The 13,540-nt window shown below is 46.0% G+C and carries 12 protein-coding genes, 2 tRNA genes and 1 pseudogene; 7 read left to right on the top strand and 8 right to left on the bottom strand.

All coding sequences use genetic code 11. From position 1 onward, the window contains the following. Positions 1–131 precede the first annotated feature (131 nt). Entirely contained in the window at positions 132–1,751 is a 1,620-nt protein-coding gene (locus AZI87_RS17200) for a methyl-accepting chemotaxis protein (protein ID WP_063209533.1), read from the top strand. On the opposite strand, the gene murJ is transcribed toward AZI87_RS17200, so the two are convergent. Then, on the bottom strand, positions 1,717–3,231 hold the full coding sequence (gene murJ / locus AZI87_RS17195) for a murein biosynthesis integral membrane protein MurJ (RefSeq protein ID WP_253696963.1): 1,515 nt from the start codon (positions 3,229–3,231) through the stop codon (positions 1,717–1,719). The genes AZI87_RS17200 and murJ overlap by 35 nt on opposite strands. A gap of 118 nt (positions 3,232–3,349) precedes the next feature. On the opposite strand from murJ, the gene rpsT reads away from it, so the two are divergent. Further along, complete coding sequence (gene rpsT, locus AZI87_RS17190) at positions 3,350–3,613, top strand: 30S ribosomal protein S20 (protein ID WP_063209530.1); 264 nt, start codon at positions 3,350–3,352, stop codon at positions 3,611–3,613. Between the two features lie 14 nt (positions 3,614–3,627). Here rpsT and AZI87_RS17185 read toward each other — a convergent pair whose 3' ends face one another. Genes AZI87_RS17185 through AZI87_RS17175 form a run of 3 tightly spaced genes read right to left on the bottom strand, consistent with a single transcriptional unit; the run spans position 3,628 to position 5,727 of the window. Beyond that, positions 3,628–3,993 (bottom strand): PilZ domain-containing protein, encoded by a 366-nt coding sequence (locus AZI87_RS17185; protein WP_063209528.1) that lies wholly within the window; start codon positions 3,991–3,993, stop codon positions 3,628–3,630. A 33-nt stretch (positions 3,994–4,026) separates the two neighbouring features. After that, complete coding sequence (holA, locus tag AZI87_RS17180; RefSeq protein ID WP_063209526.1) at positions 4,027–5,049, bottom strand: DNA polymerase III subunit delta; 1,023 nt, start codon at positions 5,047–5,049, stop codon at positions 4,027–4,029. Between the two features lie 42 nt (positions 5,050–5,091). Then, positions 5,092–5,727, bottom strand: a complete 636-nt coding sequence (locus tag AZI87_RS17175; protein WP_253696961.1) for an LptE family protein — start codon at positions 5,725–5,727, stop codon at positions 5,092–5,094. Here AZI87_RS17175 and AZI87_RS17170 point away from each other — a divergent pair. The 5 genes from AZI87_RS17170 (at position 5,721) to AZI87_RS17150 (ending at position 9,569) form a co-directional block, all read left to right on the top strand. Continuing rightward, the gene (locus AZI87_RS17170; RefSeq protein WP_063209522.1) at positions 5,721–6,887 is read left to right on the top strand and encodes a pyridoxal-phosphate-dependent aminotransferase family protein; all 1,167 of its coding nucleotides are present in this window, start codon (positions 5,721–5,723) and stop codon (positions 6,885–6,887) included. The two genes, AZI87_RS17175 and AZI87_RS17170, sit on opposite strands and share 7 nt — an antisense overlap. Then, positions 6,884–7,870, top strand: coding sequence for a D-2-hydroxyacid dehydrogenase (locus AZI87_RS17165; protein WP_063209520.1), 987 nt, complete (start codon positions 6,884–6,886; stop codon positions 7,868–7,870). Before AZI87_RS17170 ends, AZI87_RS17165 begins: the two co-directional genes overlap by 4 nt. 74 nt (positions 7,871–7,944) lie before the next feature. Continuing rightward, positions 7,945–9,243 carry an adenylosuccinate synthase gene (locus tag AZI87_RS17160; RefSeq protein WP_063209518.1) on the top strand — a complete coding sequence of 433 codons (1,299 nt, stop codon included), beginning with the start codon at positions 7,945–7,947 and terminating at the stop codon, positions 9,241–9,243. 153 nt (positions 9,244–9,396) lie between these two features. Next, a tRNA-Lys gene (locus AZI87_RS17155) sits at positions 9,397–9,472 on the top strand. Positions 9,473–9,493: 21 nt separating this feature from the next. Next, a tRNA-Glu gene (locus tag AZI87_RS17150) sits at positions 9,494–9,569 on the top strand. A gap of 735 nt (positions 9,570–10,304) precedes the next feature. Here the strand turns inward: AZI87_RS17150 and AZI87_RS18445 are convergent. The 4 genes and pseudogenes from AZI87_RS18445 to AZI87_RS17140 form a co-directional block, all read right to left on the bottom strand. Next, positions 10,305–11,141, bottom strand: a pseudogene (locus AZI87_RS18445) (recombinase family protein); the annotation flags it as partial. Further along, positions 11,119–11,259 (bottom strand): hypothetical protein, encoded by a 141-nt coding sequence (locus AZI87_RS18180; protein ID WP_155722609.1) that lies wholly within the window; start codon positions 11,257–11,259, stop codon positions 11,119–11,121. The gene AZI87_RS18180 and the pseudogene AZI87_RS18445, both read right to left, overlap by 23 nt. A 106-nt stretch (positions 11,260–11,365) precedes the next feature. After that, positions 11,366–11,584, bottom strand: coding sequence for a hypothetical protein (locus tag AZI87_RS17145; protein ID WP_063209516.1), 219 nt, complete (start codon positions 11,582–11,584; stop codon positions 11,366–11,368). Next, positions 11,581–13,473 (bottom strand): hypothetical protein, encoded by a 1,893-nt coding sequence (locus AZI87_RS17140; RefSeq protein WP_155722608.1) that lies wholly within the window; start codon positions 13,471–13,473, stop codon positions 11,581–11,583. Before AZI87_RS17140 ends, AZI87_RS17145 begins: the two co-directional genes overlap by 4 nt. Between the last annotated feature and the right edge of the window lie 67 nt (positions 13,474–13,540).

Genomic DNA, 13,540 nt, shown 5'->3' with positions numbered 1-13,540 from the left:
GCCTCCACTCTCCATCCGATGGAATACTCGTAAATATCTCGGGGCAACCCGAGATATTTTTTTGCCCCGGTCTTGAGCTTTTCTAGGAACCGCCGAAAATATTGGCTCCGATAAATTAAGGAGCTTATCAAATGAATTTTTCAGCTTGGTTTCGTGGCATCAAAGGTAAATTATTATTCGCAGCGGTACTTCCCGTTATTGGTTTCGCCATCCTGGGAGCTATTTCCTTCAATGGAGCCAATCGCTTAAACACCCTTTTAGAGAGCACTCACCATAACGTCATACCCAACCTCCAAATCCTTGCACAAATGCGTCTGGCACGCGCGAACTATGGCTATCATGCATTTGCCGCCGTAACGACTTTGCAACAGCCCGAAATTTTTGCTGACGAACTTAAACAAACACGGGATGCCATTGTACAGTTCAATGACGGCTTTAAAAAATACCAAGACTCTTCGTTCATGCCCGAAGAAGAGAAGAAATTCACGGCCGTTAAAGACTATTATCCCCAGATGGTATCGACGATGGAAAAAATCGTTGAGTTGATTGAAACGAAAGATCCTAACAATCTCGACAAGGCTCACAAAATGCTTTTGGGTGAGTTCTACAAATTGGGTTTACCTATTGGCGCTTTCAACCGTGAAACTGTCGCCCTTTACAATGAACGTGCAAAACAAGAAAGCATCACGGCGGACCAGACTAAAGCCTCTGTCACTCAGTGGACGATGGTTGTCACATTGATGGCGACGTTTGCTATCTTCGGCATCCTTTTGGTTATCGCCGCTCGCGTTTCAAATTCTGTCTCTTCTGTCGCTTCCCGCCTTTCCGTCGCCGGTGGCCAAGTCACCTCTGCGGTAGAGCAGCTGAACGAAGCTGGAAATACGTTGTCTCAATCTTCAACGGAAGCTGCGGCTTCATTGGAAGAAACAGTCGCATCGCTTGAAGAACTTTCTTCTATGGTGCAAATGAATTCCGATAATGCAAAACAAGCGGCGGCCCTTTCACTGACTTCAAGAGAAGCCGCTGAAAAAGGTCAGACCGAAATTGGCAACTTGATCCAAGCCATGGCAACGATTTCATCTTCTTCAAAAAAGATCGAAGAAATCATTTCTGTTATCGATGACATCGCATTCCAGACTAACTTACTGGCACTGAATGCGTCGGTTGAAGCCGCCCGTGCAGGTGAACAAGGAAAAGGTTTTGCGGTTGTTGCCGAAGCCGTTCGTGCCCTAGCTCAACGAAGTGCCGTCGCGGCGAAAGACGTCGAAGTTTTAATTAAACAATCTGTCGTGCAAGTTGAAGACGGCAGTCGCATTGCGAACCAATCAGGCGAAGTACTCACGACCATCGTAAACTCCGTAAAAAAAGTGTCCGATTTGAACAACGAAATTGCCACAGCAAGTTCGGAGCAAACTGCTGGCATTCAGCAGATCAATAAAGCGATGAATCAGTTGGATCAAGCCGCTCAAGCCAACGCGGCTTCGGCGGAAGAAATCGCCGCAACGAGTGGCGAAATCAACAATCTCGCTATCACGTCACAAAATCTGACTGTGGAATTAAGCCATGTCGTTAATGGTGGTGCACAAGAGACCACTTTCAGCGCGCCTCCGGCTGGCAAACCTGCCGCAGCAACGAAGCACAATGTGGTTTCATTCAAACCAAAGACAAAAGCCAAAACGGCTTCAGCAAAAGAAACTATTCCCTTTGATGAAGAGACTAGAGCCCGCGTCGGAACAACGGACGGATTTTAGAAAATTCAGGACTTTTTAAAAGCGCGGCGATCGCAAAATAAATCGCCGCTGCTGCAAGAATCGCAACAAAAAGGGCCAGCATCTGCGGGCCTTTTTCCATTTGTAGCGCTACCAAAGAATACATCTTCAGTACGAATACAAGTCCTACTCCCGCTGCTGTCATCTTCACGATGGATTGAAGGACCACATCCCAATGAAACGAAAGCTTCCAAAAAGGAAGACCCGTTAAAAGTAAGAGCATGTTTATTGAAGCTCCCAAAAGACTTGCGACCACAAGGCCTTGCAGTCCATGAGCTTGCATCAACCATGGCGCTAAGGCGATGTGCACTGCTAAACTCAAAATGGAAACCGCAGCGGGATACCAGGCATTCTTAGTGGCATAGTAAAGCGGCATCAGAACTCGGCTGCATGAGACCACCAACAAACTGATCGCATAAACTTTTAGCACCGTCGTCGTTGCCAAAACATCGCTCACGGAAAACTGCCCGCGATAAAAAAGGACTTCCACGATGGGTTGAGCTAAAAAGAAAAGACCTAATGATGCTGGCCACGCCAAAAACAAATTCATCAAGAAACTTTCTTGAGAAGCTTCTTTAAAAAGCTTCGTGTCTTTGCGCGCGGCAAATTCACTTAACGTCGGCAAAACCGCGGCCCCCAAACTGACAGAAATCAAAGATAGAGGTAGCTCTAAAAGACGGTCCGCCCAATAGATATAAGAAATAGATCCCTCACTTAACGAACTTGCAAAATGCAGATTCACCAGAGTAGAAAACTGCGCAAGTCCCATCCCGGCCAATCCCGGAATCATATTGCGCAGAACTTTCGCCAAATCAGAACCCCAAAAAGAGATTTGCCAACGCGGCAGATAGCCTCGCGATTTTAAAGCCCACCAAAGAAGTGCCGCTTGCAAAAGACCGCCCACGAGGACTCCCCAAGCCAATCCGTCCCCTTTTTGCGGAAACCAAGCTGCGGGCATAAACGTAAACACCAGCATCGAAATATTTAAAAGTGCGGCTGCCAGCGCTGGCACCCCGAAACTCCCCAATGCATTTAAAATCCCCATAAAGTAAGCGTAAAGGCAGACGAAGAAAACGAAGCCGAACATGATGCGGCCCATGCGCAAGGTCATCTCCCACTTTGTTAAATTTTGGGCGTACACATCGGTCACTAAAAGTTGAAAGACATCTTCGGTGCGAAGAATTCCCCACAGGGCAAGAACTCCAAAAGCGATCAGAAAAAACGTATAAAGACCATTGATTAAATTTCGGGCACGAATGCCTGAGGCATCCTCCCCTTGCGCTTGCATAAACACGGGAATAAAGCTGACGGAAAGTGAGCCTTCCCCAAAAAGACGGCGGAAAAGATTGGGCAAACGGAAAGCCGCGGTCCACGCATCAGTGACCATGCGATCAAAAAGAGCCCCCAGCGCCATATCCCTTAAAAGCCCCAAGATGCGGCTAGTTAAGGTCCCCGTCGCCATAGAAAAAGCCCTTTTGAGGACCTTTTTGCGATCTTCTTTTAATCCGCTTGCGTTATCAGACACCCTATGTTAATCCCTTTGGTTCTCGTTTTAAAAAGATTACTTTGGAGGATATCCCTTGGCAAATCATAAGTCTGCAGCAAAAAGAGCTCGTCAAACTGTTCGTAAAACTGCTGTTAACAACGCTCGTAAGAGCACTGTAAAAACTGTTGAAAAAAACTTGGTAAAAGCAATCCAAGCTAAAGACATCAAAGCTCTTCCTGAGTTGTTGAAGAAGTTCACTGCTCAAGTAATGAAAGCTGCTAAATCTGGCGTGATCAAAAAAGAAACGGCTTCTCGTAAAATCAGCCGTCTTTCTACACGCGTTTCTGCTACTAAGTAATCTGAATTGAAGTTTTAAGTAGTGCCCGGCGCGATATCAGTTCGTGCCGACACGAAAGAACGAATCTGTCTTTTGATAGAAAATTCGATTTCATTGAAGCTAAGACCATGGGTGACTCTTTCGTCACCCTGTTTTTTTTGTGTCGATCGCACCACCGCTCTCAAGAACACAAATTCACCGGCCGGAACTTGAAAACTCACAACGAGTGAGTGCCCTTCCGTCAGAACATAATCCGAGACAATAGACATTCCCCCTTCACCGATCTCGCCTGATTCACAGACGAAATAGGATCCGTCACAAAGCACACCGATTTTGCGCTTCATAGCCCGTCTTGGATACTGACGGCGGAAATAACCTTTATCTTCAAATGATTTGTCCATCAGAGACCTTATCGGCATCTGGGACGGAAAACTCTAGTTTAGAGCGAAGTTTTGAGACGTCCCGCAGGTTTTTAGGACCATGTTTTCAAGCCAGATGTGGCTAGACAATGGTGAGGACTTAAGGGCCTTATCTGTCTCAGACAGAACCACCAGTGTTTGTTCTAGCTTTTTCGCAGTCCAAAGTCGGGCCTGATCCAAATAGCTTTCCAGGAAATAAGGCGGAATCTGCGCATAGTGAGCGAGCTTCGCCCCATGAAGGCCTTCATCCATGCCGCGCTTTAATGTCAAAAGCACACGCACGTGACGGGCCACCAAAGAGACAATGCCGATCTCATTCTGCCCTTGATCCAAAAGATGAACCAAGTGCTCTAAAGCCTTTACGCGATCGTTTTGACCGATGGCTTTCGTAAAATCAAAAACATTTTCTTCTTTCGAGCGAGACACGGCTTGCGCCACATCTTGCATTTCGATGCGACGTTGGCCGCCGACGAAATCGCCTAACTTCTTCAGTTCCGCTTCAATCTCTGTCAGATGATGACCTACGAGCTTGTGCAATAAGTGAATGGCGTCGTTGCTGATCGTAAGGCCCAAAGTTTGCGCGATGTAATTGATCCAAGATGGAATCTGATTTTCGTAAGGCTTTTTAAACTCCACGCAGTCCGCTTTTTCAAGCAACTGACGGATTTGTTTCTTACGTTTGTCGACTCTGGAAGCCAGAATTACAAACACCGTGCTTTCCACCGGAGACTCGATCAGGCTGTCAAATTCAGCCCACTCTTTGTCCGTGAGCTCTTGCGCTTCTTTCAAGATGACCAAACGACGAGCTGCCATCATCGGCAGGGTTTCTACTGCATCGCGAATCGCAACCACATCAGCATCACTGGCGTAAAAAAGGCTGTAGTTAAAATCCACCGCCCCTTCCGTCAGGACCGCGTATTTAAATCTTTCAACACTTTGATTCAGGAGATAAGGCTCTTCACCGAAAAGAAAGTACATTGGCGCAAGTTGACCTTTTTCGAGGTCTTTATAGAATTTCTGCGCATCAATCAGTGCCATCGTTTTTCTCAAAAAAAGTCGTAAAGACCTTTTCCCCGGTGCTTAAAAATTTTCTGTAATACGATCATGGGCTTCGGCCATGATGTCGTTCGCCATGACGTCAATGTTCTGCCTGCGTGCAGAAAGATTGTAAAGAGGATTTACCGAGTTCACGCCTGCGAGCGTCACCTGAGGTGCTGCATAAGTACGCTCTCCGCTGAAACTTCCACTCCAAAGCTCTGTTCCATCAGCTTGTCGCACCACTTTGACAGTTACTGTAAGAAGAATCCGGTACTCCGTCGCGATGACAGTTCCGTTGGGAAGATAGGCCGAAGATTGCTCGCCGGCGACACGTTTTGCTCCGGGAATGTATTGAATATTATCGATCTGCCCGATCACTGCCACTTCTGACAAAGAGTTGTCCACAATACGAGCAATGCGCGAACGTTGAAACTCTAAAATCAACGCATTTGTGAAGCCGACTTCAATGCCAGTTTCTTGGGTCCTATTTTTGAAAATGGGCACTGAAATCTGCTTGTACCCACCTGGAATACTGCGACTCGCAGCGCCCATGCGGTAAGCGCATCCCGAGAGTAAAACCGAGAAGCTGACAGTCAGAATGAGAAGGCCTTTAAAGATTGCGTCCACGGGACCAGTTGAGTATAAAATACTGAAGATATCAAGGAAGAAAAATGACATCTCTCAATGACAATTACAGTTTGCTGGCGCCGGGTCCCGTGAATCTTCATCCTGAGGTGCGCAAAGTATTGGCACTTCCGATGATTCATCACCGCACCCCTGAATTTGACGCCATTTTGAAGCGTGTTTTAAAGGGAATTAAAAGCGTTTTTCAAACTGAACAAGATGTTTATCTTTTGACGTCCACAGGTTCTGGCGGCATGGAAGCACTTTTAGTGAACGTGCTTTCTCCAGGCGATAAAGTGATCGCGATTGTTTCTGGAAAATTCGGTGAGCGCTGGGCCGATATGGCAAAAACTTTTGGCGCCGAAGTCACCATCGTCAATGTTCCTTGGGGCGAAACCGTCAAAGTTTCTGAAGTTGAAGAGTTGCTGAAGAAAAATCCTGACACGCGCGCGGTTCTTTGCCAGGCCTGTGAAACTTCCACGGCGGTGGCGCATCCCATTCAGGAGCTGGCATCTGTTGTAAAAAAATATTCTGAGACTTTACTTTTGGTCGACGCCATCACCGCTTTGGGTGCTTATCCCCTGCCTATGGACGCTTGGGGTATTGATGGCTTAGTCGCCGGTTCGCAAAAAGCTTTTATGTTACCCACAGGAATGACCTTCTTAGCTTTGTCACAAAAAGCTTGGAAGTTTGTCGATCAAGCAAAATGCCCTCGCTATTATTTTGATTTGCGCAAAGAAAAGAAAGCGAATGGCAGTGGAGAAACTTTTTACTCTTCAAACGTGGCGATCATTCGTGCCTTAGACACGGTCCTGGGCTTGATTGAAAAACAAGGCCTACAAGAACTTTTCCGTATCATTCATCGCCGAGCTGAGTTCACTCGCAAATTCGGTTTGAAATTAGGTTTCGGACTTTATGCAAAATCTCCGAGTGATTCAGTCACTGCTTTGACGGTGCCTGCAGGAATGGACGGACAAAAAATCCGCCTGCACCTAGAGGAAACTCACGCCATTACAATCATGGGTGGCCAAGATCAAGCAAAGGGTAAAATCATTCGCGTCGGCCACATGGGTTACATTCAAGATGAAGAACAAGTGCGCTTGATTGAGTGCTTGGGACACACCCTGCGTTTCTTTGATCCTGATTTTATATCTTTAGAGCACATTTCAAATATCACCGATGAAGCGCGCGCGTGGTTAAGGGACAATCCATGAAGAAAAAAATTCTGATCACCGACCGCTTCGCGCAAGATAGTTTTTTGTACTTGCAACAACATAGCCAGTTTGAAGTGGTGCGCAGTGATAACCCTCAGCATCTGCCGCTGGAACACCTGGTGAGCGCCAATGCGTTGATCATTCGCAGTCGCACAACAGTGAATGAAGAGCTTTTAAAAAAAGCCCGTCAGTTGCAGCTTATCATCACCTGCACCAGTGGCTTTGATCACATCGATTTAGATGCCACTCAAAAGTGGGGCGTGACAGTGATGCACACCCCTTCCGCAAATATTGAATCCGCAGCCCAACTAACATGGGGACTAGTTCTAAATTGTGTGAACAACATTCCGCAGTCGCACAAGATGGTGAAAGCCGGCGAATGGAAGCGCGATCTGGTGACAGGCATTGAGCTTTCTGGTCGCACCTACGGCATCGTAGGTTTGGGACGAATCGGTTCCCGCGTCGCCGAACTAGCACAAGCATTCGGCATGAACGTTGTCGCTTTTGATCCTTATCAGGAGGACGAAGTTTTTGAACGCTTGAAAATTCCCCGTTTAAGTTATGAAGAGGTTTTAAAAACTGCTGATATCTTAAGCTTTCACGTGCCAAAGACCCTGGAAACAGAGCATATGCTCAACCGTTCGCACTTTGAATATATTCATCGCGGTTTGACTTTAATCAACACGTCGCGCGGTTCCGTGATCAATGAAAACGACCTGTGCGAAGCCATTGAAAAAGGTTGGCTGCGCTCCGTCGGACTGGATGTCTTTGAAAAAGAACCGTTGTCCCGAAACTCAAAACTTCTCACGTATCCGAACGTGATTCTCACGCCGCATATTGGAGCCAATACCGAGGATGCGTTCTTTAAAGCCTCCCAGGTGGCAGCTAATAAGCTTATGGCGTTTTTTATCGACGGATCGACTTCTGACACCCTCCCGCCAAGAGCCCCTTGGTACGGAGCCGCTCCATTTAAAGGAGAATAAAAACTTGCCTGAGAGAATCTCTTGCGAGAAAGTTCGAAGGTACCAGGGGACTGGTACCTTCGAAGGGAATTGCAATGTCAGGTGTTGTTGTTGTCGGAGCCCAATGGGGCGATGAAGGTAAAGGTAAACTTATTGATGTCTTCGCTGAAAAAGCAGACATGGTCGTTCGCTATCAAGGCGGCGCCAACGCAGGCCACACACTCGTGGTCAACGGTCAGAAAACAGTTCTTCACTTGGTACCCAGCGGAATTCTTCGTCCCGAAACAACATGCGTGATTGCTCCGGGTGTTGTGATCGATGTTTTCTCTATCCGCGATGAAATCAACAAACTAAAAGCAACAGGCTATTTGCAAAATCCAAAGCAATTGTTGATCTCTGATACAGCAACAATCATTCTTCCGTACCACAAAGCTTTAGATGCGGCTCGTGAAGCGGCATTGAGCGATAGCAAAATCGGCACAACGGGAAAAGGCATTGGCCCCGCTTACGAAGACCGCGCTTCTCGCCGCGCTGTTTTGTTCGGTGATATTTTCGATCGCGAAACTTTAAAAGCAAAAGTAGAACTGGCATTGCGCGAGAAAAACTTCATGCTGGAAAACTACTACAAGGCGCCGACTTTCAAGTTGGAAGACATCATGGCGGACCTTCAAAAAGTAGCAGAAGATTTAGCTCCGTATCGTTGCAAAGATTCTTCACTCTTCATCAACAAAAACTTGAAAGCCGGAAAGCGCGTTTTGTTCGAAGGCGCTCAAGGTACGATGTTGGATGTGATGCACGGAACGTATCCGTTCGTGACAAGCTCTTCGACATTGGCTTCGAATGCTTGCGCCAGCGCAGGCATCAGCCCGATGAGCATTCAAAAAGTGATCGGTGTTTTCAAAGCTTATGCGACTCGCGTAGGAAGCGGCCCATTCCCAACAGAACTTCACGACGAAATCGGCAAAAAAATCCAAGCCGACGGCCACGAATTCGGCTCGACAACAGGCCGTGCACGCCGTTGTGGTTGGTTGGATCTAGTCGCCTTGAAATACGCGATCCGCGTGAATGGTATTACGAACCTAGCGATGATGAAGTTAGATGTATTAACAGGCCACGATCGCATCGGTGTGTGCACAGCTTACAAATTAAATGGCGAAACAATCACCGAACTTCCAACATCTCCGTACGAATTGGAAAAAGTAGAACCGGTGATCGAGTGGATCCCTGGTTGGAAAGAAGATTTAACGAAAGTAAAAACACTTTCAGATCTTCCGCGTCCAACAACAAACTACATTGACTACTTAGGCTCACAATTGGGAACTCCGATCGATGTAATTTCCGTCGGCCCGGGCCGCGAGCAGACATTGTGGGTCAAACCTTTGTTCAATAATTAAGCACAGTTAGCGAATTCACGAAGGGCTTTGCTTATGCCTTAAGCAAAGCCCTTTTTTTTATAAAAAAATCGCAAAAATTTTTAAAAAACAGCAAGAAATCGTATTGACTTTGCCCCCGCCTTACTACAAATTAGCACTTCCTAAACGGACAGTGGTTCGCTAGCTCAGCTGGTAGAGCACTTCACTTTTAATGAAGGGGTCGATGGTTCGAATCCATCGCGAGCCACCATTTTCTGTTTTTTCTCTACACGTTCCCATCGTCTAGGGGCCTAGGACACCTCCCTTTCACGGAGGATACAGGGGTTCAAATCCCCTTGGGAACGCCAATTTAAACCGGAAGCAACCTCTGTTTCCTCGGTGAAAGAATAATCTCCTCCCCTTTGGGGACCTCCAGGCAAGAACCACTCAATTTTGACTTTGTTGTATTTCGAAAATTCGATCTTCTTGAAAATTTGGCGATAGAACTCTCGTTGTCGAACAGGGTCGGCTTTGGAAACCAGTTCACAGAACTTTGCTAAAACCCCACGAACCCCAGCAAGGTTCGCACCCGAGGCCTCTAGCTGTTCTTTTTCTCGCAGAAGCTCTTCCAGTTCCAGGCCCAAAACTTTTTTTTGCTCTTCGCTTTTGGAAGTTTGCTGTTCCAACCACTGAAGAGCTTTCGCCGCTCCGTTAGATTTATTAAAACTTCGCAATTCAGCTAACATCTTCTCATCTTCATCAGACAGAACTTGAATATCCTTTCGAATCTCTCTGATTCTTTGTGTAATCAGTTCCATTCTGCTTTTACAAGTACCGTTGATTGTACCGACCAACTTTTCTAATTCTTTGTCGCTTACTAGGACGCCTTTTAGGAAATCCAAAATAGCTTTATCAAAGATGTCAGCTTCCACTCGCACTTTGTGCTTCTTATTCCAATAGTAAAAATGCTTAGACCCATTTCTTGAAGTTCCACTCTGGCCACAAAACAATGAGCCGTCTTCATACTGAAGTAGACCCGTGAGAGGATATATTCTAGCACTCAAACGATTTAGATTTTTACGACCATCAATCTCAGCAATTTTCTCTTGGACTTGCTGATACAGATTTTCGGAGATTACGCAGCCATGATGAAGAGAGGCCCACTTTTTATCTTCGTCGTTGGGACCGCAAGTCACGAGCTGTTTTCCCAGATACCTGTAATTTGTGAGAAGCGTCTTCAGAGAAGTAAATCTAAAATCCTTCCCATCCTTATTGGTAATTCCGAGTCTTTTGATTTCAACTAAAGTTGCCTTAAATGATCCTGTTTCGAGAAACACGTTCATTATATGTTCGACTTGTCTTAACTCCGCCGGGTTCGCCTTCCAGCAACCCTTTCGCTCGGGATCTCGATCGAATCCGAGAGGTATTCTTCCGCCATTTACGTGGCCAAGGTTAAGCATTCTACTTCGCGTACTTTCTTTCACTCTATTTGCAGTGAGCTTTCTCTCGAATTCAGAAAGTACTGCTAAAAACCGGAAGAGCATTTCGCCCATTAACGTATTTGGGTCCATATCGAACCCTTTTATCAGAAGGGCCACTTTGTTTTTCCGACATCTACTCGTCAGTTTTTCAAGATCGTTTACTGATCGAGACAGCCGAGTAAGTTCAAAGGTTGTAATACCGTCTATCTTTCCTCTGTCACAGTCAGAAAGCATTTCTAAATATGCCGGTCGAGCAGCCGCAGTAGCTCCACTGATTCCAGCATCTGTGTATACTTTCACCACTTCATAGTCGACTCCGTCTCGCACTGATAAAGATCTAAGATAGTCACGGCAAATTTTTTCCTGCTGCTCTAAACTTCCATTTTCAACAACCTGGTTCAGTGTGCTGACGCGGGTGTAAATTGCGATCCTCTTTTTAGTTTTCACTTCCGTCGACATCAAAATTCATTCCCTTGATCAAATTTCTGATCTGTGCCGACAAATATTTTTTGTCGGGAATATTCACCTGCAATACCTCAAGGTTTTGCGTCTGAGTTCTATTCTTTTTGCACTTCATTTTATACCATGACGCTTTTTTTCGAGCTATACACGCCTTGCAATTACTGTCGAACCGATTTGCCTTTCGATAGAATGATGTGAGGGGAAAAATCCCCTCACACGAGTTACATCTTTTTAGAGAACTGCTTTGGGAACTCATGCGGACCTTCTGGTACGACATGAGATTCTTGGCGGTTCTTCCTACTCAGAATCTCTTGCGGGATCGATTTGAACTGTTGCTTTTGTTCGAGGAGAGAAATCTGTCCATCTTTGAATGTAACGATCACCTGTCCCCGGAACTTATGCTCATGCAAATGGTCAAAATATCCTTTTAGCGAATTCATTGCAGAACCGCCTGTTGGGGATCTTTCGCATTTCCACGTTCGATTTCATTGAGGCAAGCATGTTCATATGGACACTCAACACACTTTTCAGAGCTGGGATCAAACACGTGTACATGTCCGAAACACTCCGGAGACCCAGGCGAATTCCGCTCATCTGAATTAGCTTTGGAAGTCTGAGATTCAACTTTTGCAGTACTCATCAAAATATCCTTGAGCACAGTACTATTCGGAACAAGCTCCTTGTTTTTCTTATTTGCAATTGCCCGAAGATCGGCTCGCTTCTTTTTTCTGAGTTCCATGCGCGCGTACTGACTAGAATCTTGACGTGCCTGCCTAACCATTTCTATATCCGCTGAAGAGTCTAACGAGATAGATATGAAACGACGAGAGTTTGCTCCCGAAGTTTTGCCATCACAGTCAATGTGAACTCCAACGGATCGAAATGCAGGCGCGTACCTCCTAAGTGAACTTGATAGTGCTGATGCAGACTGCGGCACTCCTTTCAGTCTTCGGCTATCCTCCCCAAGAGAATCCTCGATTTCCTCAAGGAGCTCGGAAGCAGATCCACTCCAATTTTCTGAAGCAAGTACAATGATGAGACTAGAGTAAACGCAATTCTCAATCAGAACGCTTTCAGCATCGGCTCGATTTTCTCTCATCAGATCAACAACAGTTCCAGTGCTCCACCCTAAATGTGGTTCCGCGCTAGAAACGAAATGCGCAAAGTCTGCCATTCTTGGCTTTGACTGTAATGAATGTGAGGGCAAATCAAAGAGCATTTTACTTAGTAGCTGGCAAATCGCGCCGAGCATTTTGCCATGGTCTGCTTGGAACTCTCTTTCCAGCTCACGCGTAAGCTTTCGATCTTTCTCTAAGATTGGTTTCAACGTTACGTGAAGAGATCTGTCGATTAGATCTGATCGTGTAGAGAAAAAATCAGGAATCCCATTGAAGAGACAGGGACGCTTGATGAAAAAAATCTTTTCCCCTGCGTCGGTGTACAACTTACGGGTAGAAAAGCCACCGCCGGTTGCAATCCGGCAAAACATGTCACTTACATCATCTTTGATATAGCTTACGTTATCAAATCCCATGATCCATGAATTCTTTCCGAGGATCATTAAGTCGCGCTCATTTTTAGTGAGGTTTCGCAATGGGGCACCTGTAGGGTCAATCAGCCTTTTAATAAATTCGGAGGAGGTGGATTTTGCAGTTCCAGGCCCACCGTTAATCATTAAAATAGGAAAAGGTCCTTCAGGATTTAGGCTACCAAGAATCCAAGACAATAGTATCTGCCAAGATTTTTCGTCCTTCAGATTCACATACTTTCTAAGATCATTAATGCTTCCACCCGGTGTAGGAGCAGGAAGAGGCAACATACTGGAAGAACGCGTGAACCAGATTCCATTTGGCAAACTGGTAGTCATGGCATAACCACTTGGAGTTATTTCAATGAAACGGCCAAGCTTATCTGCCATATCAATGTAGATATTCCGCCCGTGACCAGCGACTCGATTGAAAACTAGTTCTCGGATTCCGTCAGTCTTTGCTCTACCGGTCGCGTGCGCAACTACCTCTCGCATTACACTCTCAGTAGGAAACTTACCCAACTCCTTGTTAGATCGTGACCCTAACCAAGTCCGGAATTCTTCAGAGTTAGTGGGCCAAACCTCCTTTTGGCCCGATAGGTTCACTCTCGCGTACGCATCACCATTTGGATCGGTGAAAAAAATCGCCTCTTTGTGTTGAAGGCGAGATGCATAGTGGGACTTTGTAAGTTCGGAGGCGTCTAGAGAGTTAAGGAACTGCTCAATAGGTGGAGCTGCCCATTCAGAAAATGGCTGATTTGCAACAGCAGGGTTTAAAATAGGTAAAACGAGGGATCTCATTTTTCCATTAAAACACGCCATTACATTTCGACACAATTATGGGTCTCACAGGAAAACGCCGAAAGCT

Origin of the sequence: Bdellovibrio bacteriovorus, from assembly GCF_001592745.1 — a bacterium.
GTDB classification, from domain to species: Bacteria; Bdellovibrionota; Bdellovibrionia; order Bdellovibrionales; family Bdellovibrionaceae; genus Bdellovibrio; species Bdellovibrio bacteriovorus_B.
This window is presented reverse-complemented; position numbering and strand designations above follow the sequence as displayed.